Origin of the sequence: Alloalcanivorax dieselolei B5, assembly GCF_000300005.1 — a bacterium.
In the GTDB taxonomy this organism is placed as follows: Bacteria; Pseudomonadota; Gammaproteobacteria; order Pseudomonadales; family Alcanivoracaceae; genus Alloalcanivorax; species Alloalcanivorax dieselolei.
This window is the reverse complement of the sequence record NC_018691.1, coordinates 3,108,190-3,128,883: the sequence shown is the minus strand read 5'-3', so window position 1 is coordinate 3,128,883 and position 20,694 is coordinate 3,108,190. Positions and strand designations below refer to the sequence as shown.

Annotated in this window: 17 protein-coding genes; 12 read left to right on the top strand and 5 right to left on the bottom strand. The window is 64.1% G+C overall.

What is annotated here, in order from left to right; translation table 11 throughout:
• Positions 1-6 precede the first annotated feature (6 nt).
• The 3 genes from B5T_RS13945 to B5T_RS13935 are packed head-to-tail and all read left to right on the top strand — an operon-like array spanning position 7 to position 3,666.
• Positions 7-1,617 carry a GH3 family domain-containing protein gene (locus B5T_RS13945; protein WP_014995158.1) on the top strand — a complete coding sequence of 537 codons (1,611 nt, stop codon included), beginning with the start codon at positions 7-9 and terminating at the stop codon, positions 1,615-1,617.
• Between the two features lie 10 nt (positions 1,618-1,627).
• The gene (locus B5T_RS13940) at positions 1,628-2,716 is read left to right on the top strand and encodes a GNAT family N-acetyltransferase (RefSeq protein WP_014995157.1); all 1,089 of its coding nucleotides are present in this window, start codon (positions 1,628-1,630) and stop codon (positions 2,714-2,716) included.
• Positions 2,713-3,666, top strand: coding sequence for a hypothetical protein (locus B5T_RS13935; protein ID WP_014995156.1), 954 nt, complete (start codon positions 2,713-2,715; stop codon positions 3,664-3,666). The genes B5T_RS13940 and B5T_RS13935 overlap by 4 nt, the downstream gene beginning before the upstream one ends.
• A 9-nt stretch (positions 3,667-3,675) precedes the next feature.
• Here B5T_RS13935 and B5T_RS13930 read toward each other — a convergent pair whose 3' ends face one another.
• The 4 genes from B5T_RS13930 to B5T_RS13915 all read right to left on the bottom strand — a co-directional run bounded on the left by B5T_RS13930 (position 3,676) and on the right by B5T_RS13915 (position 10,674).
• Positions 3,676-6,864, bottom strand: coding sequence for an efflux RND transporter permease subunit (locus B5T_RS13930; RefSeq protein ID WP_014995155.1), 3,189 nt, complete (start codon positions 6,862-6,864; stop codon positions 3,676-3,678).
• Positions 6,848-8,113, bottom strand: coding sequence for an efflux RND transporter periplasmic adaptor subunit (locus B5T_RS13925; RefSeq protein WP_014995154.1), 1,266 nt, complete (start codon positions 8,111-8,113; stop codon positions 6,848-6,850). Before B5T_RS13925 ends, B5T_RS13930 begins: the two co-directional genes overlap by 17 nt.
• Before the next feature lie 359 nt (positions 8,114-8,472).
• Positions 8,473-9,156 carry a hypothetical protein gene (locus tag B5T_RS13920; protein ID WP_014995153.1) on the bottom strand — a complete coding sequence of 228 codons (684 nt, stop codon included), beginning with the start codon at positions 9,154-9,156 and terminating at the stop codon, positions 8,473-8,475.
• Positions 9,157-9,285: 129 nt separating this feature from the next.
• Positions 9,286-10,674, bottom strand: a complete 1,389-nt coding sequence (locus tag B5T_RS13915) for an MATE family efflux transporter (protein WP_041717587.1) — start codon at positions 10,672-10,674, stop codon at positions 9,286-9,288.
• A gap of 57 nt (positions 10,675-10,731) precedes the next feature.
• Here B5T_RS13915 and B5T_RS13910 point away from each other — a divergent pair, with 57 nt between their 5' ends.
• Entirely contained in the window at positions 10,732-11,298 is a 567-nt protein-coding gene (locus B5T_RS13910) for an elongation factor P hydroxylase (RefSeq protein WP_014995151.1), read from the top strand.
• 244 nt (positions 11,299-11,542) lie between these two features.
• On the opposite strand, the gene B5T_RS13905 is transcribed toward B5T_RS13910, so the two are convergent.
• Positions 11,543-12,061 carry a DUF2062 domain-containing protein gene (locus B5T_RS13905; protein WP_014995150.1) on the bottom strand — a complete coding sequence of 173 codons (519 nt, stop codon included), beginning with the start codon at positions 12,059-12,061 and terminating at the stop codon, positions 11,543-11,545.
• 153 nt (positions 12,062-12,214) lie between these two features.
• On the opposite strand from B5T_RS13905, the gene B5T_RS13900 reads away from it, so the two are divergent.
• From B5T_RS13900 to murB, 8 genes are all read left to right on the top strand, one after another.
• Positions 12,215-14,443, top strand: coding sequence for a DNA internalization-related competence protein ComEC/Rec2 (locus tag B5T_RS13900; protein ID WP_041717039.1), 2,229 nt, complete (start codon positions 12,215-12,217; stop codon positions 14,441-14,443).
• 63 nt (positions 14,444-14,506) lie between these two features.
• Positions 14,507-15,142, top strand: a complete 636-nt coding sequence (locus B5T_RS13895) for a MotA/TolQ/ExbB proton channel family protein (protein ID WP_014995148.1) — start codon at positions 14,507-14,509, stop codon at positions 15,140-15,142.
• Positions 15,139-15,564 carry an ExbD/TolR family protein gene (locus B5T_RS13890; RefSeq protein WP_014995147.1) on the top strand — a complete coding sequence of 142 codons (426 nt, stop codon included), beginning with the start codon at positions 15,139-15,141 and terminating at the stop codon, positions 15,562-15,564. Before B5T_RS13895 ends, B5T_RS13890 begins: the two co-directional genes overlap by 4 nt.
• Positions 15,561-17,309 (top strand): lipid A export permease/ATP-binding protein MsbA, encoded by a 1,749-nt coding sequence (gene msbA, locus B5T_RS13885; protein ID WP_014995146.1) that lies wholly within the window; start codon positions 15,561-15,563, stop codon positions 17,307-17,309. Before B5T_RS13890 ends, msbA begins: the two co-directional genes overlap by 4 nt.
• Positions 17,302-18,333 carry a tetraacyldisaccharide 4'-kinase gene (lpxK, locus tag B5T_RS13880; protein WP_014995145.1) on the top strand — a complete coding sequence of 344 codons (1,032 nt, stop codon included), beginning with the start codon at positions 17,302-17,304 and terminating at the stop codon, positions 18,331-18,333. The genes msbA and lpxK overlap by 8 nt, the downstream gene beginning before the upstream one ends.
• The gene (gene kdsB, locus B5T_RS13875; RefSeq protein WP_014995144.1) at positions 18,330-19,094 is read left to right on the top strand and encodes a 3-deoxy-manno-octulosonate cytidylyltransferase; all 765 of its coding nucleotides are present in this window, start codon (positions 18,330-18,332) and stop codon (positions 19,092-19,094) included. Before lpxK ends, kdsB begins: the two co-directional genes overlap by 4 nt.
• Complete coding sequence (locus tag B5T_RS13870; RefSeq protein WP_014995143.1) at positions 19,087-19,572, top strand: low molecular weight protein-tyrosine-phosphatase; 486 nt, start codon at positions 19,087-19,089, stop codon at positions 19,570-19,572. The genes kdsB and B5T_RS13870 overlap by 8 nt, the downstream gene beginning before the upstream one ends.
• Entirely contained in the window at positions 19,569-20,591 is a 1,023-nt protein-coding gene (gene murB / locus B5T_RS13865) for a UDP-N-acetylmuramate dehydrogenase (RefSeq protein ID WP_014995142.1), read from the top strand. The genes B5T_RS13870 and murB overlap by 4 nt, the downstream gene beginning before the upstream one ends.
• Positions 20,592-20,694: the final 103 nt, after the last annotated feature.

The window sequence follows — 20,694 nt, the reverse complement described above, 5'->3', positions numbered from 1 at the left end:
AGGGTTATGCTCAGCCAACGGCTATTGCATCTGGGGGTGCTGCCCGCCGGACGGCGTTTCCGCGCCGGCCTTTCCCATCTGGAGCACACCCAGCGGTTTCTTCATCGCCAGTTGATGCGGCAGGTGGCGGCGTCACCGGCGGGGCGGGAGCAGGGGATCGGTGAGGACTGGTCCTGGGAGCGCTTCGCCGAACGGTTACCGGTTACCGGCTACGAAGACTGGCGCGCCCGGGTGGAGCAGGGCCGGCGGGAGGGCGTCAATCCGCTGATCGCCTCGCCCACCGCCCGTTACCAGCCCACCAGTGGTTCCACCTCGGCGATCAAATGGATTCCGTACAGCCGTGCCTTTCTCGGCGAACTGGACGGCGCCATCGGCCCCTGGCTGGCGGACCTTTATCAGTGTTATCCGAAGCTGCGGCGCGGCCGGCATTATTGGTCGCTGTCCTGGATGCCCACCGCGCTGCGGGAGTCCCTCGGCGAGGAATTGAATGACGATCTGGCGTTGATGTCCTGGGGCAAGCGGTTGATCGCCGGTGCCACCCAGAGCGTGCCGTCCACGGTGGCTCTGGCCCGCAGCTCCGACGATTCCCTGTTCGCTACCCTGGCGTACCTGGTCGCTGACCGCCGCCTGAGTCTGCTGTCGGTGTGGAGCCCCACCTTCGGCATTGGCCTGCTGGAAGGCCTGGCCAAATGGCGCGAGGAACTGGCGGAAGTGTTGAACCAGGGCGACTGGGGAACACGGCGAGCGGCGATGGCGGAGTCCGGGTGTCCGCGTTGCCCCCGTGCGGCAGCCCTGCTGCGGGCTTGGGATGGTGAACTGACGGCAGATTTTTTCCGTGTCCTGTGGCCGGCGCTGGCGCTGGTCAGCGCCTGGGATACCGCCGCGTCCGAACCTTGGGCGCGGCGCCTGCAATCGCTGTTGCCGCACGCGGAGTTCCAGGGCAAGGGGTTGTGGGCCACCGAAGGGGTGGTGACCTTTCCCTGTCAGGGCCGTTACCCGCTGGCGTATCGCAGCCACGTGTATGAGTTCCAGGATCCGGACGACGGTGCCATCTACGCCCCCTGGGAGCTGGAAGCCGGGCAGCGGGTGATGCCGTTGCTGAGCACCGGCAGCGGCTTGCTGCGCTACCGGCTGAATGATCTGGTGGAAGTGACCGAACATTGGCGCACCGTGCCTTGCCTGCGTTTCCTGGGGCGGCGCGGCACCGTCGATCTGGTCGGCGAGAAGATGACCGGCGAGGCGGTCAACGACGCCTTCGCGCAGGCGCCATTGCCGCCCGGCGTGACGCCGGTGGGCGTGGTGGCCTGTGAGGATGCCGGTGAAGGAAAACCCGGTTATCTGGCGTTGCTGGAAGGCGCTCCGCAAGCGCCGGTGGCAGCGCTGGCCGAGCATCTGGAGCAGGCCTTCGGTGGCCACTTCCATTATCGTCTCGCGCGCAACCTGCACCAGTTGGCGCCGCTGCGTTGTGTGGTGCTGGCGGACATGCGCGAACGGTATCTGGGCCATTGCCGGGACCAGGGCATGATCGAGGGCAACATCAAGATCGAGGCCCTGCGTGCCTGGCCGGGAACCGCGCCGGCGTTTCTGGCACCGGCGCCGTCGCCGGTTTCAGCCTGAGGAGGGGGCCATGCGTATCCGAAGAGCCACTAGTCAGGACAACCCGGCGATTCTGGCGCTGTTGGAAAACACGGCGCAGCCGGGGGCGATGACATTGACGTTTGAACGGCGCCCGGATTATTTCCGTGGGGCCGCCATTACCTGCGAAGAACCGGAAGTCTGGGTGGCGGAGAGTGACGGGCCCTCGCCGGAGCTGGGCGCGGTGTACAACGTGGGCCGTCGCCGGGTATGGGTGAATGGCGATTGCGTGCCGATCCGTTATGCGCATGATCTGCGTATCGCGCCCGGGCATCAGGGCAGCCGTCTGTTGTTCCGTCTGTTCCGCACTTTGAAAGCCACTCTGCAGGAAGCAGAGTGGATGCAGACGGTGATCCTGCGCGATAACGGAGTATCACGGAATACCGTGGCCAGCGGCCGCGCCGGGCTGCCGGGCTATTATCCCTTCGGCACCATCGAGACCAGTGTGATTTACACCCGCCCGGGCCGCTTTCAGGCACCGGCGGGGCTTACCGTGCGTACCATGACCCGGGCGGATCGTGGCGCGCTGCTGGCGTTGCTGGAACGGGAAGGGCCGCGCAAGCAGTTTTTCCCCTGGCTGGATCTGAGTGAGCTGCATTCCTCTCCCTATTTTCATGGTCTGAGCCTGGGCGACTGGGTCGGTGTTTGGCAGGGCGAAACGCTCAAGGGCGTATTGGGCAGCTGGAATCAAAGCGATATCAAACAGACGCGGGTGAGCGGTTATCGCGGTGCTCTGGAGTGGCTGCGGCCGCTGCATAATGCCACCCGCCCGCTGCACGGCGGTTTGCGGCTGCCGGCGCCGGGCGAGTGTCTGTCGTTCGTCACCCTGCATACCCTGGTGACCGAGAACAATGACCCGCAATGGTTGGCGCCACTGCTGGAGCACGCCGTGCATGCCCATCATCGTGATCACGGCGCGGTGGTGTGCGGCTTTTTCACGCAGGACCCGTTGCGCGAGGCGGTGCGCGGTTTTCGCCGCCGCACCCTGCTCAGCGACCATTATCTGGTCAGTTATGGTGAAGACCCGCGTCCGCGATTGCACCCTGATCGGATCCCTTACGTGGAAGTGGCCCGGCTATGACTGCGGCGGATAAAGATTATATCGGCATGTGGTATCAGGCGCGGCGCCGCTGCGGCATCGACGATGCCATCCACTTCGCGGTGATCGACCCGGAGGGCGTCGGTGAGCGGTACTACTCGATTCCCCATCGACATCACGATGGCATCGGCGGCTTGCTGGTGTTGCTGCGGCAATGGGGAGTACCGTTGCCGCCGGTGCCACACAGCCGTCAGAGTTCCCCTCCACCCTGGTGGCAATGGCTGCGGGCACCGGGGGCGCCGCCCGGACAGCCGCTTCCCTGGCGCCGTTCGCGTGGCCCCGAACCCCATGGCCAGGTGGAAACCACCTGTTTCGATCCCGAAGCCACGGCGGCGATCATGGCGCGGGCGAAGCGGGAGCACGGTTCGTTGAACAGTTTATTGCTGCATCGTCTGCACCGGGCGGTAGGCGAGACGCTGTTGGAGACGCCGTCCACCGGCAGCTGGTTATATCCGGTGAACATGCGCGGCGCGGTGAGCCGCGCCCGCGATGACATGAACCTGTCCAGTGGCTTTTATGTGCCGGTGGCGCCGGAGCAATCGGTGGCGGCGTTGTACGCCACTTTGCGCGAGGGGCTGCGCCAGCAGCAGCACTGGCGTTTCTGGCATTTGGCGCATGTCGGTCGCTGGGTCGGTGAGCGCGGCGTGAATTGGTTATGCCGGCGCATGCTCGAGGGTCCCGGTCATCTCGGTTCCTTCAGCAACCTGGGGGTTTGGCGGCTCGATCTCAGCGCCGCCGGCTTTTCCGATGCCGCTTGTCTGGCGGTATGCGGGCCAGGCAGTCCCAACCACCCGGTCGCCAACGGCGCCATTATCGTCAATGGCCGGTTGACCCTGTCGCTGCGGGTGGACGCCTCATTGACGGCGGGGCGCCTGGCCACGCGAAAATGCCTGAATCTGTGGCGTCACTTTCTGTTGGAAGAGGACGCTTGAGACCGGCTCTTATCCTGCATTCTCATCACCGGCCGGCGCTGCATTCTTGCGCCGCCCGCCGAACCATCCCGTCACATCGTCCATCACCATATAGAGCGTCGGGATCAGTACCAGCGTAATCAAAGTGGCGAAGACGATACCAAAAGCCAGTGATACCGCCATCGGTTTCACCACCTGTGCCTGCAGGCTGTATTCCAGGAACACGATCGGCACCAGCCCCAGAAAGGTGGTCAGCGAAGTCAGAATGATCGGCCGGAAGCGGGCGCGCGCCGCCTTGATCGCGGCTTCCACCAGAGGCTCGCCATCGCGGCGGTAGCGATTGACGAAATCCACCAGGATCAGACTGTCGTTCACCACCACCCCGGCCAGGGCGACGATGCCGAACATGGATAACAGACTGAACGGCATGCCCAGTACCAGATGGCCGACCGCCGCGCCGATGGTGCCGAACGGAATCACCGACATGATCATCAGCGGCTGCACATAGGATTTCAGCGGGATCGCCATCAGCGCATAGATCAGAAACAGAGCCAGGCCGGTGCCATAGAGCAGATCGACCATCATCTTTTCCTGATCCCGGGTGGCGCCGGTGACACGATAACTGACGCCGGGATGATGGCTGAGAATGTCCGGCAACTGATGCTCGATCAGATCCTTGGTGATGCGGCCGGGCTCGGCCACCGCTTTGTCCACCCGGGCGGTGAGGCTGATCGAGCGCTGGCGGTCGAAGCGACGGATGGTGGCTGGGCTGCTACCCATGTCCAGGTCGGCCACGGCGGAGAAGGGCACGGCCTGACCATCGCCGGTGCGAATGCGCATGTCTTCCAGATAACCCTCGGACTGTCGCTCCGTCCTGGGATAGCGAACCATGACTTTCACTTCGTCCTGGCCTCGCTGGATGCGTTGCACTTCCTCGCCGTAGAACGCCTGGCGCACCTGTCGCGCCAGATCCCTCTGGCTCAGTCCCAGCAGTTCCGCTTCCGGTTTGATCCTGAGCTGGATTTCCCGTACGCCGCTGTCATGGGAATTACGCAGGTCGTAAACGCCGTTGTAGTCCCGCAATCGTTGTTCCAGCTCGGTGCTGGCCGCCTCCAGATGGGCCTGATTCTGGCCCACCAACTCCAGTGAGATATCGTTGTCGTCCGGGCCGCCCTCGCCACCGATGTGGAAAGTGCGGGCACCGGGAATGCGGCCGACTTTTTCCCGCCAGCGCCGTGACAGTTCCGGCACCGACACCAGACTGTTCTCGCTCTTTATCAGTTCCACGATGATGCCGCCGGTGGTGTCACTCTCGGTCCATGCCAGTTGGGTGCGCACCAGTGGCTCATTCAACCCCAATTCCTGCTGGAGTTCCTGGTCCACTTCGGTGAGCGCCTTGCCGATGGTGTCCAGATTGGTCTGGGTCACGTAGGCCGGCGTGCCCTTGTTCATTTCCAGTTCCACCTGAACGAAGTCGCCGCTCAGGTCGGGAATGAACACCACTCGCAACAGTCCGCCGACAATCAGGCCCACGGCCAGAATCAGCACGGAAAGCGCGCCGGCCAGCGCCAGATAACGATGGCGCAGGATGCGCCGGAGCAGGGGCAGGTAGGTGTTGTCGACGAAACGGAACAGGCCGTCGGAGAAGCGCCGCTGGAAGCGGATCATTCGATTCGGCTTCGAGGTTTCCGGGGGGGCGTCGCGCATATGGGCCAGATGGGCGGGCAGAATCAGTTTTGATTCGATCAGCGAATAGAACAGGCAGATCACCACCACGCCGCCAATGGAGGCGAAAAACTGCCCCCAGATACCGGAGACCAGCAGGATTGGCAGGAACGCGGCCATGGTGGTCAGCACGCCGAAGGTGGCGGGGCCGGCCACATCGAGCACACCGAGCACCACGTTGTTGGTGGAATGGCCATCCCGTTGAATCCGGGTGTAGGCGGATTCGCCGATAATGATGGCGTCGTCGACGACGATGCCGAGCACCACCAGGAAAGCGAACAAACTGATCAGATTGATGGTGATGCCGAACAGCGGCAGCGTGAACAGGGTGCCGAGGAAGGCGGTGAGCAGCCCGGCCATGACCCAGAACGCCAGTTTCAGACGCAGGAACAACGACAGGATCAGGAACACCAGCACCGCGCCCATCAACAGGTTTTCCGACATCATGTTGAGCCGGCCTTCCAGGTAGTAGGACACGTCGATCATCCAGTTCACCTGGACACCACCGGGCAGACTCTCCTGCATCCGGTCCACGTAGTCGCGGACTTCCCGGGACAGTGCCAGCGCGTCCTGTTCGCCCAGGGCCAGCACACGAATACCCACGGCGGGACGGCCGTTATGGGTCAGGTAGTAGTTGTCCTCGACGAAACCGTCGCGGATATCGGCGATGTCGCGGAGCAGCAGGCGACTGCCGTCCGGGTTGGTGCGCACCACGATTTCCTCGAAATCCCGGCCCACGTAGGCCTGGCCCACGGTGCGCACCAGAATATCGCCGCCGGCGGCCTGGATGCGGCCACCGGGCAGGTCCAGGGAGGAGCGGCCCACCGCGTCCGCCACTTCGGTCAGCGTCAGGCCGTAGTTGCGCAGGGTTTCCTCGCTGACCTCGATGCCGATCTCGTAGGGACGATCGCCAATCAGTTCGGTTTTGGTCACCGAGGGCAGGGCGGTGATGTCATCGCGCACCCGTCGCGCCACTTCCTTGAGGGTGCGGTCGTCCACGTCGATGCTGGACACCGCCACCCAGATCACCTCGGTGCTCCAGACGTTGCGCTGGTATATCGGCCGCTCGGTCTCCGCCGGGAAGGTGGTGATCGAATCCACCCGCATCTTGATGTTGTCCATCACTTCGCGGATGTCGTAATCCGGGGCCACTTCCACTTGCACCGAACCGTTGCCTTCACTGGCGATGGAGACGATTTCCCTGATCCCTTCGAGATCCTGGATCGCTTCCTCGATCTTGATCAGCACACCCTGTTCCACATCCGTGGGCGTGGCCCCCAGATAGGGCACCGTGATGGTGACGTAGTTGGTCTCCACCTGCGGCTGGATTTCCTTGGTGATGGTGAACGCGGTGATGGCGCCACCGATGATCAGAATCGCCATCAGCAGGTTGGCCGCCACCGGGTTGTGCGTGAACCAGGCGATCAGGCCGGTGTAAGCGTTCAGCCGTGGCGCTTCGGATTGTTTGTTATCCGCATCAGGGGGCGACGACATGCGCGGCTCCCTGATCGTCAGCGGGCTCGGCGTTGCCGGGTTCCCCCGGTGAGGTCACCGGTGCCGGGGCGGACGGCTCGCTGTCGTCCTGGTCCGCGTCCAGATCCCGGATTTTCAAGGCCATGCCCGGTATCGGTGTCTGAATCGCGGTGATCACCGCGCGGTCGCCGGGTTGGAACACATCGTTGGTGTAGACCTGCTGGGGCGTACTGCGCACCACCTGGACCTGGCGTATGGCGAGCTTGTCGTCGCCGTCCGCCACATAGACCTGGTCGCCGTTACGCAAGGCGACTCGCGGCAGCACCACCAGTCCCTCGGCCGAGCGGCCCTGGATGCGGGCACTGACGAAGGTGCCGATGGGCAGTGGCGGCTGTTTGCCGCCGCCTTCGAGATCGTACGGATCCTGTACCCGGGCCACCGCATATATCAACCGGGTGCGTTCATCGACCACGCCTTCAGTGCGAACGATCTCGCCGTGCCAGGTCACTGGTTCGCCGCCGACCCGCGCGTGCAGTGCCACTTCGGGCAGCAAGGGCGGCCGGTAGCCCGGGCGTGGCAGATCAATGAAGGCACTGTCCTGCTGGGATAACGGCAGCCGTATTTCCGCCTCCTTGACGCTGAAGGCGGTACCGAGCGGATTGCCGGCGGCCACGAACTGACCCAGATCCACACTGCGTTCCTTGACCAGGCCGTCGTAGGGGAGATGGATGCGGGTTCGCTCCAGGTCCCGCTGCGCCTGTTGAACCAGGGCTTGCTGTGACTGGATAGCGGCCTGGGTCTGTTCCGCTTCCGATTGCCGCTGTTCCAGATCCGATTTCGATATGTTCTTGCGCTGATAAAGATTCTCGAACCGGTCCAGCTGTTGGCGGGCCAGGCGATGCGCCGCCCGCAGCCGCTTTAATTCCGCCTGCGCCTGGGCAAGGGTATTGCGATAATTGCTGGGGTCGATTTCGATCAGCACCTGATCGGCCTGAAACAGACCGCCGGCAACGAACTCATCGGCGATGCGGATGACCTTGCCGGATACTTCCGCCACCAGTTGGGTTTCGATGCGCGGTTGCACGGTCCCCTGGGAGCGCAGCTGAAACTGGCTGTGGGCGGTTTTGATCGGCAGCACATCGACGATTTCCGCCATCGCCGGCCGTTCCTCGACCTCCGGTTGCGGGCGCATGGCCGCCAGTATGGCCACCACGGCCAAGGCGCCGAGCACCATGGCGGCGGCAATCAATGCGAGAGTGGTTTTTTTCATAAAAGTCCGATTAGACGCGTATCAATCCGTTGATGATTCCCTTAGATCGTAAACAGGCTCTACGGCGCGCCGGCGCCCTGGCATCGTGTTCAAGCACGGGTCCGTTCAATAAAAGAGACAGACTAGCATTCCTGTTTTGCGCGGATATGACCGCCTGGCCCGGGCGTGCCGCCGGTCAGCAACATTCGGGGTGTCGCCGGTCTGACAGCCGGGAGAGGAGGCGGGTGTAGGAAAACTACAGGGTGGTGCCGGAGCCGTAAAGCACGTTCAACCGGCGAGAGCCACCGGTGGTCGGCCGGGCCGGCCACCGGGGCAGCGGCGGTCCGCCGGTTGCGGCGGACCGGGGAGTGATGTCGACGTCAGTAACGGGCCGCCAGCATGGCGATGGCGGCCAGGGCTTCGGGGTCGTGTTCCTTGAGCCGGTTGGCGATGCCATGCTGGAAAAAATAGCGGAACCCTTCCTGTTGCTCGGCGGCGACCAGACTGGCGTCGCCGGGTAATACCGGTGTTTGTGTCACCGCCGCCTCGTCCGCCACCATGGCTTGGGGCGTACCGTCACCGTGTACGCGCCAGCTCACCACCTCCATCAACGACAGCGTCTCGAATTCGTCCTGGGAAAACACCGCGTGGGTGCCAATGGTGTCGGGAATCTCCTGGCAACCGTGGTCGCCCGGTTTGCCGAAAAAGCGCAGCGCCGCGTCCAGTTCCTGCACCTTGTGCTCCGGCGCATCACGGAACAGGTAGTCGCTGTCGGGGAGGCGATAACCTTCCCAGCGGCCATTGAGTGGATCGGACAACGCACTGGCGGTGACCAGGTCGCGCAACCAGGGCACCAGCGCCTGGGTGGTGCCGTCCTCGAGACGGGCCCAGGCGAGAATTTTCAGGGAAAACAGAGTGTCGGGATGTTGATCATTGGCATAGAGCAACTCCATGCCGTCGTACTCTGGAGAGAGTCTCAATATGGACGGCTTGCCGGAGCGCCGTCTGGGGGTGAAGGGGATGACGTTACTGCCGCGTGGATCCTGCCGGTTAGCCCGAACCATAAGCGCCTCCGCCCAAGAGAACCGTGGAATACCCCTGCGTCGGCACCGATCCCGTGGCGGATCGTCCTCGCACGGGCTATTCCAGACTCTACGATTTTCACACTAGACGGTTGCGGGCGGAGGCGCAAGTCAGGCGGCGCGGTCCAGAGACTGACCACCATCGCCGGCACGGGCGGCCAGCGGTTGCCGCAGACGCCAGCGCAGGCGGATACCGAGCAGAATGGCGGCGCAGGTGAGCCCGGCCACCAGGCCGATCCAGAAGCCGCTGGGGCCCATGGCCGGCACCAGCAGGTCGGTGAGGGCGAGCGCATAGCCCAGCGGCAGGCCGATACCCCAGTAGGCGAACAGGGTCATGACCATCGGCCAGGCGGTGTCCTCGAAGCCGCGTAGGCAGCCGTTGGCCACCACCTGAATGGCGTCGGAGATCTGGTAGAGCGCGGCGAACAGCAACAGATGCGAGGCCAGGGCGATGACGGCCGGGTTGTCGGTATAGATCCAGGGAACCCAGTGCCGTACCAACACCAGCAGGGCGGCGGCGCCAATCCCCACAAGGCTGACCATGCGTAACGCGCTGCCCACCGCCAGACTCAGGTCATCACGGTTGTGACGGCCGCGAGCGTGGCCCACCCGCACCGAGGCGGCCAGGGAAAAACTCAGCGGCACCATGAAAATCAGCGAGGTGAAGTTGAGCGCGATCTGATGGCCGGCGACGATTTCCGGCCCCAGGCTGCTGATCAGCAGGGCGATCACGGCGAAAATACTGACCTCGAAAAAGATCGACAACCCCACCGGCAGCCCCAGCCGCAGCATGTAAGCGAGACTGGCGAATTCCAGATGGCGCCGCCGCAGATTCAGACGCGCCGGCTGATAGACCGGATGGCGGCGGATGTAGAGCCCCATCATCAGCGCCATGGACCACATCACCACGCTGGTGGCCCAACCGCAGCCGACACCGCCCATGGCCGGGAAGCCGAGTTTGCCGTAGATCAGGACATAGTTGGTGGGAATATTGATCAGCAGACCGATGATGCTGATCCACAACACCGGACGGGTGTGGCGCATGGCTTCCGTGTAGCTGCGCATGGCCAGCATCAGGGCGGCGCCGGGCATGCCCCAACTGAGACCTTCCAGGTAGCCCTGCACCAGAGGCAGCATGGCCGGATCCACGTCCATGGCATGCAGCACCGGTGACATGCTGCGCAACGCCACGGCGGCGAACAAACCCAGCCCCAGTCCCAGCCACAGCGCCTGCTGGGCCAGCGGGTTGACCCGATGGTAAGCTTCGCCCCCCAGATGGCGCGATAAAATCGGCGTGGCGCTGGTCAGTACCCCGGTCATGAACAGGAACAGCGGAACCCAGATGCTGGCGCCCACCGCCACCGCGGCCAGGTGCTCGGCGCCCACGCGACCGGCCATCATGGTATCGACGAAGCCGTTGGCGGTTTGCGCCAACTGACCACCCAGAATCGGCAGGGCGAGAGCGAGTTGAGCAGCGTATTCCTTACGGCGAATGGACATGATGCGGATCGGGAGCAGAGGCACGGGGCGGCTACCATACCGCAAAGCGTCCCCGGGATGTACCGCTCCCGAATCCTGGAAAAACTGTTTCGCGATACCTTTTACCCGCGCTATCACACGGTGCTGGAGGGTGGCGCCGAGGAGCCTGTTTATTTACCGGGTGAGGATAGACCGGGCAGTCCCCACCGCATTGTCTATACCCGCGACTATTTCCGCAGCGCTCTGCACGAGGTGGCGCACTGGTGCGTGGCCGGCCGCCGTCGCCGTACCCTGGAGGATTACGGCTACTGGTACGCGCCGGATGGCCGCGATGCCGCGCAGCAACGCCTGTTTGCCCGGGTGGAGGAAATGCCACAGGCGCTTGAAGCCTTGTTCTGTGCCGCCTGTGGCCATGATTTCCGCGTCTCCATGGACAACCTCGACGGTGACGAGGCCGCCCGGCGGCTGGAGACCGCTTTCGCGGAGCTGGTGTACCGGCGGGCCCGGCGTTATCTCGAGGAGGGATTGCCTGCGCGTCCGCTGGCCTGGTGCCAGGCGTTGGCGGCTTGTTTCAATACCGGTTGGAATGGTGGAGCGGAAAGTCTGGATCGGGTCTTTATCTTTCCCGACGGCGTGACGGAATAAGTGGAGTGCCGCCCGGGCGGCTGCCGCGGACGGGGCCACGAAGCCGCTGTAGGAGCTTGCCCTGCAAGCGAACTCTTGGAACGCAGCGCCATTCGCTTGCAGGGCAAGCTCCTACAGCGGCCTTGTAGAGAGCCTTGATTTTAGGTCTCCGACGTTGGAGCGGCCGTTGGGCGCACCGTCAGATCAAGCCTCCGGCTTACAGCCGATCACCACGAAAGCTTACAGCCACCGCCGTGATGCCGGGTTAGGGTTCGTTCACCGGCTTCCGGCGTTTTCTGGATCGTAGCTTCCAGCTGCGCACCACCGCCAGACGCCAGAATACTTTCACCGCCCCGTAGGAAAGCAGCCCCGCCACCAGGGCCACGATCAGTGAGCCGATCCACAGGGGAACCAGTTGTTGCAGAAACCAGGCGGTGGTGATGCCTTCGCCGTGATGGGGAGGAAGACCCATCAGCCAGGCGCCGATACGGTAGTTGAAATAGAACACCGGAACATAGGTGAGCGGATTGGACAGCCAGACCAGCACCATCGACAGCGGCAGGTTGCAGTGGAAACGTACCGCCAGGAAGGCCGCGAGTCCCATCTGCATGGGAATGGGCAACAGTCCGGTAAACACACCGATGAAAGCGGCGCCGGCCAGGGAATGCCGATTAATGTGCCACAGGTTCGGATCCGACAGGATCTCGCCAAGGAACTTCAGGGAGCGATGGCCGCGAAGTTTCTCGGGGGAGGGCAGATATTTTCGGAATAACCGTTTCGGCATGGAAAGTCGAGAATCCGGTTCCAGGTGCGCGCATTATGCCGATGTGGGACGGTCGCGCCTAGTGTGCGTGATCCGTCCCGCCGCTCAGGCAGTGTAGAACAGACAAGCTGAATGGAAGCTGTCAACAGCGGGGGTTGGCGGCGGGAGGCAAGGATGCCTTGGTGGCGTATGGCCGCAGCGATGACGGCGGCGGTGTGGTACGGCCTGTTATGGCCGGTGGCGGTGGGATTGGCGCTGGCGCTGCTGGCCCGGCGCCGGGGCGGATCCATCGGGGGCTGGTTGTGGCCGGTGCTGACCTATCTTTACGCCGTAGCGGTGCTGCAACTGGCACTGGAGGCCCGTTTGCCGGAACACCTCAACGGCGAGGATCTGCTGTTCGTCGGGCGGGTGGTGTCGTTACCGGAGACCCGCGGTGGGGTGCATTACGGTCAGGCTGGTATCAACCAGATCGCGCGGCTGGAAGGCCGGGTCAGCGCGCCGCGGGGTCGCTGGCCGGGACGGCATCGGCTGCGGGTGAGTTACTGGAATCCGGACCCGCCGCTGCGCGCCGGCGAATGGGTACGGGCACGGCTGCGTCCGCATGTGCCTCGCGGCACCTATAACGAAGCGGGCTTTGATTCAGAACGCTATTTCCTGGCCGAGGGCATCGACGCCCGCGCCACGGTGCGGGCCGTGGAGGCGCGCTGGGGCGGCGGCGGCCTGCCGGGTTGGCGGCAGGCGGTCAGCGACCGGATCGCCGGCCATCTGGCGGCCAGTCCCCATGGCGCGGCGGTGGTGCCGGCCCTGGTGGTGGCCGATCGCCGTGGCTTGCCGGCGCCGTTGTGGGATTTGTTTCGGGATACCGGCACGGCGCACTTGCTGGCTATCTCCGGACTTCATCTGACCTTGGTGAGCGGCATGGTCTGGTGGCTGGCCAGAGTTCTGCTCGGCCCTCTCTGTCAGTGGCTGTGCGGGCCGCTGCGGCGGCTTCCGCTGGCGCTGCTGGCCTGGCCTCCGGCGGTGGCGGCGGCCTGGGGGTACGCGGCGCTGGCTGGTTTCAGCCTGCCCACCCAGCGCGCGGCCTTGATGATCTCGGTGTTGGCCCTGGCGATATGTCGCCGCCGCCCACGGCCGCCGCTGGAGATCCTTGCCCTGGCTCTGTGTGTAGTGCTTTTACGGGATCCGCTGGCGGCGTTGTCGGCCAGTCTGTGGCTGTCCTTCGGCGCGGTATTGGCGATCCTGCTGATAGCGCGGACGGGTGGGCCCTGGTTGTGGATCGGCCTGCCGTTGATGATGGGCGTGATCAGCGCGGTGCTGTTTGACAGCTGGCACTGGACGTCGCCGGTGGCCAACGCCGTGCTGGTGCCCTTGTTCAGTCTTTTGATCGTGCCGCTGGCCTTGAGTGGTGCTTTATTGGATTGGCCGGCGCTGTCCTTGGGGGCGGCCACCGGGGTGGAAGGCGCGGTGGCATTGATGACGGTGCTGGCGCGGTTCTCACCGGGGTCGCCGCCGCTGCTGACGGGGGTGGCCGCAGCGGCGCTGTTGCTGGCGGTGGCATTGGCGACGCTGAGAGCCTGGCCCTGGCCGCGCCGCATGCTGCCATTGCTGATGGTGCCCTGGCTGTGGCCGCAGAATAGCGCGCCCCCGCCCGGACAATTGCGCATGACGGTATTTGATGTGGGGCAGGGCCAGGCGGTGGCGCTGCGCACCCATGAGCATCTGGTCCTGTACGATACCGGCCCGGCCTGGCCCGGTGGTTCCGCCGGCGCCGGTGTGCTGGAGCCGTGGCTGCGCCACCAGCGGTTGCGGCCATCCATTACCGTCATCAGCCATGGCGACCTGGATCACGCCGGCGGCTTGAGGGACCTGCGCGAGCCAGGTTTGTTGCTGTCCGGCGAACCGGACCGTACCGCCGGCGCGGCACCTTGCCAGGCCGGGCAGAGCTGGACTCTGGACGGTGTGACGTTTCGTTTTCTGTGGCCTCGCGACCGGGCCTGGCAAGGGAATGACGCCAGTTGTGTCCTGTGGGTGGAGGCCGGCCCGCACCGCGTGCTGCTGACCGGCGATATCACCCACCAGGTGGAATACCGGCTATTGAATCAGGTGACGCCGGTAACCGTTCTGGTGCTGTCGCATCATGGCAGCGGCACCGGCACGTCGCGGGCCTGGGTGTCGCGATTACAGCCCCGTTGGGCGGTGGCCTCTGCCGGCTATGGCAATCGTTTCGGGCATCCGGCGCCGGCGGTGCTGGAGCGTCTGGAAGCGGCAGGCGTCACGGTTCTGCGCACCGACCGGGCCGGTATGATTGAGTTTCAATTGGGGGCCACCGATAATGCCGCGCCTATAACAAGGTGGCGTGACGATCATGGCCGGCCCTGGCATGGGCCCGGCGGTTTCTGGTAAGGGGGTTACCGGATTGGCCTGATGTCGCGGCGCGCCACCGCAACTGAGCAAGGGGATAATAACGTGCAGGAATTGGTGCAGTCCGGGGGCTGGATGATGCTCCCGATCCTGATCTGTTCGGTGGTGGCGCTGGCCATCGTGGCGGAACGGTTCTGGACTTTACGTCCGTCCCGGCTGGCGCCGGCGGGCACCCTGGCGGAAGTGCAGGGGTGGTTGAAGAAAGGGCAACTGTCCGATGAGCGGCTGGAAACCTTGAAATCGCAGTCCGCCCTCGGTGTGATTCTGGCGGCGGGGCTGGCCAATGCCCGCCATGGCCGTGAGATCATGAAGGAGAGCATTCAGGAGGCGGCCACCGGGGTGGTCCACGACCTGGAGAAATATCTGGCGACGCTGGGCTCGGTCGCCGCCATCACCCCCTTGCTGGGCCTGCTCGGCACGGTGGTGGGCATGATCGATGTGTTCGCCGCGATCATGATTCATGGCACCGGCGATGCGGCCCAGCTTGCCGGCGGCATTTCCCAGGCCCTGCTGACCACCGCCGGCGGGCTGGTGGTGGCGATTCCGGCGATTTTCTTCCACCGCTTCTTTGTGCGCCGGGTGGAGGAGATCACCGTCGGGCTGGAACAAAACGCGGTGCATCTGGTCGATCTGGTGCACGGTGACCGCGAGCCGGAGCAGGGGCAAGGAGCGAAGTCGTGAAATTCCCACGGCCCCGGCAGGAAGAAATCAGCGTCAACCTGACGCCGTTGATCGATGTGGTGTTCCTGCTGTTGATTTTCTTCATGGTATCCACCACTTTCACCCGCGAAACGCAGTTGTCGCTGACTCTGCCGGAAGCGCAGGGCATACCACCGGAACAGGCGCCCCAGGCGGTGGAGATTCTGGTGTCGTCGGCGGGTGAGTATGTGATCAACGGCGAAAAACTGATCGATAACAGCGACGCCGGCCTGCGCTCCGCACTGTTGCGGCTGGGCCAGGACAAAACCGGGTGGCCCATGTTGATCACCGCCGATGCCTACGCCAGCTACCAGGCGGTGGTGACGGTGATGGACGTGGCGGGCCAGCTGGGCTTTGATAAGCTGTCGCTCACTACACGTGAAGCCGCTGAAGAGGGCCAATGAGCCAACAATCGGAAAGTGCATGGCAAACGTATAAACGGCTGCTGCGCTATGTAAAACCCCACTGGCTTCTGTTACTCGCCAGTTTTTTCGGCTATGCCATCTATGCCGGCACTCAGGCCGCCGCCGCTCAACTGGCCGGCTATCTGGGTGAAACCGTGCTGGATCCACAGCCTTACCGGGTGCTGGTGGTGTCCATCGCGCCGCTGATCATCGCCCTGGCTCAGGGCGTCGGGCAGTTCCTCGGCAGTTACACCCTGGCCTGGGTGGCTCAGGAAATCGTCTATTTCATGCGTAATGAAGTGTTTGGCCATGTGCTGCGGCTGCCCCAGTCGGAGTACAACAACAACGCTTCCGGGCGCATCATGTCGAAGATCATCTTCGATGCCCAGCAGGTGACCAGCGCCGGCACCGACGCGGTGATGGTGATTTTCCGGGAAGGACTGACGGTGATCGGGCTGATGGCGTTCCTGTTCTATCAGAATTGGAAACTGACGCTGATTCTGCTGGTGGTGGCGCCGGTGATCGGTCTGGTGGTGAACGTCACCAGCAAACGGTTCCGCCATATCAGCCGCCGCATTCAGTCGTCCATGGGTAACATCACCCAGTTTCTCGGTGAAGCCATCGAGGGTAATCAGGCGGTGAAGATTTTCGGTGGTCAGAAACTGGAAGGGGACCGCTTTCACAGTGTCAGCCGCCGGTTCGCGCGCCAGAATACCAAGCTCAATGCCAGCAAGATCGCTTCCACGGTGATCGTGCAGTTGTTCGTGGCGGTGGGTATCGGCGCCATCACTTATTTGTATATCACGATGATGGGCGAGCAGCTTACCGTGGGCGGTTTCCTGTCCTACATCGCCGCCGCCGGCATGGTACAGAAACCGCTCAAGCAGCTCACCGACGTCAACGTCAAGATCCAGCGTGGTGTTACCGGCGCTTCTTCTTTGTTTGAATTGATGGACCGCCCGGTGGAGCAGGACCTGGGGCAACTGACGCTGCCGCGCACCGAGGGCAACGTGGAGTTCCGCGATGTCACCTTCGGCTATGACCCGAATCAGCCGGTGCTGCGTAATCTCAGTTTCTCCATTCGCAGCGGTGAGACAGTGGCGCTGATTGGCCGCTCCGGCGCCGGCAAGAGCACCATCTCCGCCATGCTGCCCCGGTTCTTCGATCCGGACCAGGGCTCGGTGCTGCTCGATGGCGTGCCGCTGCCGGACTACAAGCTGGTGGAATTGCGCCATCAGATCGCCATGGTGAGCCAGAAAGTGGTGCTGTTTAACGATACCGTGCGCAACAACATCGCCTATGGCGAGATGCGCGATGCCGACGAGGCGGCGGTGGAGCAGGCCGCCCGTAACGCCTATGCCTGGGATTTCATTCAGGGCCTGGACAAGGGCCTGGACACCATGGTCGGCCAGGACGGCGCTCAGCTTTCCGGTGGCCAGCGCCAGCGCGTGGCCATCGCCCGGGCGCTGCTCAAGGACGCGCCGATCCTGATTCTGGATGAGGCCACCAGTGCGCTGGACACGGAATCGGAACACCATATCCAGAAGGCGCTGGAACGTCTGATGGAAGGCCGCACCACGCTGGTGATCGCCCATCGCCTGTCCACTATTGAGAAAGCGGACCGTATTCTGGTGCTGGATCAGGGCCAGTTGATTGAACAGGGCACTCACGCCGAGCTGTTGGAAAAGAATGGACTCTACACTCAACTCTACAAGATGGATTTCGCCGACGACGTTAATGACTGATTTCGCCCGCCGTGTGGAGCGGGGCTGGTATCAAGGCAGCCCCTGGCTGACGCCGCTACGCCCTCTGGGATGGCTGGTGGGGCGGGTGGCCGGACGCCGTCTGGACGCCTTCCGGCGGCAGCGGACAGCGCCGCCGGTGCCGGTGCTGGTGGTCGGCAATATCACCGTCGGTGGCACCGGCAAGACCCCGCTGGTGGTAGCTCTGGCGCAGCGCGCCAGCGAGTGTGGCCTCAGCGTGGTGGTGATCTCCCGGGGCTATGGTGGCAAGGCCGGCCGCTACCCGATGACCGTGACGCCGTCCAGCGACCCCGCGGTGGTCGGTGATGAACCCCTGTTGATCGTGCGCCGGGCCGGAGTGCCGGTGGTGCTGGATCCACGCCGCGACCGTGCCTTGAACTATGTGGTGCGTGAGCTGGCACCGGACCTGGTGATCAGTGACGATGGCCTGCAGCATTATGCCTTGCCCCGTTCCGCCGAGATCGTGGTGATCGATGCCCGCCGGGGGCTCGGCAATGGCCGCTGCCTGCCCGCCGGCCCGCTGCGGGAACCGGCCAGCCGTCTTGATCAGGTGGATTTTCTGGTGGCCAATGGCGGCGTCTGGCCGCGGGCCGTCACCATGCATCTCAAACCCGGTAAACTGACCCGTTTGAGCGATGGCCTGACCCTGGACGGCGAGGCGTTCAGAGAGCGCTTTGGCGCCGTGCACGGGGTTGCCGGTATTGGCCACCCGGAGCGCTTTTTTCGTTCCCTGGCGGTACTGGGGCTGGCGGTGACGCCGCATGCGTTTGCCGACCACCATGCTTTTAAACCCGAGGATCTGGCGTTCGCCGATGGTCGCCCGGTGGTGATGACCGAGAAAGACGCGGTCAAATGCCAGGGCTTCGACAATACCCGACTATGGATGCTGCCGGTGCGGGCCGCCTTGCCGGGCACGGTGCTGGACGCCATGATCGACCGCGCATTGAATCCGGATTCGGCGCCGTCCGCAACGGCGCCGGAATCCGTCGAGAAGGAGAGAGAATGAGTTTTTCCGTGGTGGTGCCGGCCCGCTATGCGTCGGCGCGTCTGCCGGGCAAGGCGTTGGCGGATCTGGCCGGTAAGCCGATGGTGTTGCGGGTGGCGGAGCGCTGCCTGCTCAGCGCCGCCGGGCAGGTGTGGGTGGCCACCGATGATCAGCGTATCGCCGATGCCGTGGGCGAACGCTGTCCGGTGGTGATGACGCGGCCGGATCATCCTTCCGGTACCGATCGTTTACAGGAAGTGGTGACGCAACTGGGGCTCGCCGACGACGACATCATCGTCAATGTGCAGGGGGACGAGCCCCTGATTCCGCCGGAGGTGATCAATCAGGTGGCGGAAAATCTGGCCGCCAATCCGGATTGTCAGATGGCCACGTTATGCGAGCCGATCACCGCCGCCGGGGACCTGTTCAGCGCGGACATTTGCAAGGTGGTGTTCGACAACCGTGGCCGTGCCCTGTATTTCTCGCGGGCGCCGATTCCCTGGGATCGCACCGCGTTCGCCAAGGATCGAGAGCAGCTTGGTGACGGGGAATGGTGGCGGCACATTGGTATCTATGCCTACCGTGCCGGTTTTCTGCACCAGTTCGTCAACTGGCCGCCGGCGCCGCTGGAGAAACTGGAATCCCTGGAACAATTGCGGGCACTGGCTAATGGCGCGGCGATTCATGTGGCGCCGGCCTGCAAGGACGTGCCCGGTGGCGTGGATACGCCGGAGGATCTGGAACGTATGCGGACTTTGCTGCGGGGAGGGGCGCATGACTGATGCTGACAAGCCGGCGGTGTTGTTCGTTTGTCTGGGCAATATCTGCCGTTCGCCCACCGCCGAGGCGGTATTCCGCCAGCGGGTGGCCGCGGCGGGGCTGAACGGCCGGCTGGAGATCGACAGCGCCGGCACCGGTGACTGGCACATCGGCCGGGCCCCGGACCGCCGTGCCGCCGCCGCCGCGGCCCGGCGCGGTTACGTCATGGATGAACTGCGTGCCCGTCAGATCAGGGTGGATGACTTTCACCGTTTCGACCTCATTCTGTGCATGGACCACAGCAACTTCCATGACGTCTCCGCGCTGGCGCCGGCCCAGGGGCGGGCTCGGGTGGCCCGCTTTCTCGAAGTGCTCGGAGTAGGGGAACCGGAGGAAGTGCCGGACCCTTATTACGGTGGTGAAGACGGCTTCGATCAGGTGCTGGATCTGGTGGAACGGGCCAGCGAGCTGTGGCTGGAACAGTTGCGGGCATCGCTGTGATCGACACCGATGTGGATCTGAGCACCGCCAATACCCTGGCCCTGCCGGCCCGCGCCGAGCGGCTGGCCCGTCCCGCCGATGTGGATGAACTGGCCCGGGTGTTGACCGGGCGCGGGGCGGATCCGCTGTTCGTACTCGGTGGTGGCAGCAACCTGGTGCTGACCGGGGACTTGCCCGGCCTGACGGTGATGCCGGTGTTCGATGAGGTAAGCTATCGGCAGGTGGATGAGGGCCTGGCCCAGGTCCGGGTTGGCGCGGGCGTGGTCTGGGACCGGCTGGTGGCGGACACCGTCGCTGCCGGCTGGCAGGGGCTGGAGAATCTTTCCTGGATTCCCGGCAACGCCGGCGCGGCGCCATTCCAGAACATCGGTGCCTACGGTGTGGAGCTGGCGGAAGTGGTATCGACGGTGGAAGCGGTGTCGGTGGAAGACGGCAGCAATATCAGCTTCGATGCCGACCAGTGCGAATTCGCCTATCGGGACAGCCTGTTCAAGAGTCGCTGCCGGGGTGAATTCATTATTACCCACCTGACGTTGAATCTGCGCCGTGGCAACGCCTGCCGATTGGACTCTTTCCGATTGGACTATGGCGGGCTGGCGGAGCGGCTCGCAGGCGACGGGCCGGTGACGCCGGCGCGGGTGCGCGAAGCCGTCATCGCGTTGCGCCAAAGCAAGCTGCCGGATCCGGCGACGCTGCCCAATGCCGGCAGTTTTTTCAAGAATCCGGTGGTCTCGCTGACTCACTACCAGCGGTTGCTGGAGCGCTATCCGGATCTGGTTTCTTTCCCGGTGGCCGAAGGCCGGAAACTGGCGGCGGGCTGGCTGATCGAGCGCAGCGGCTGGAAGGGCCGCCGTCTTGGCCCGGTGGGCATGCACGACCAGCAGGCGCTGGTACTGGTCAATCATGGTGGCGCCACCGCCGTTGATGTATTGAGTCTCGCGGCGGCGGTTAGGGAAGACGTGCGGCAACGCTTCGGCGTGGAGCTGGAGCAGGAACCGGTGTTGATGCCGGGAGCCTGAAGCGGCGGTCATAAAAAAGGGCTCATGTCAAGCGCTTTGACTGAATGCAGGTCGCATCAGAAGGCTATACAGGACAACGAGTTAGACCGGATTGAGGTTGCTT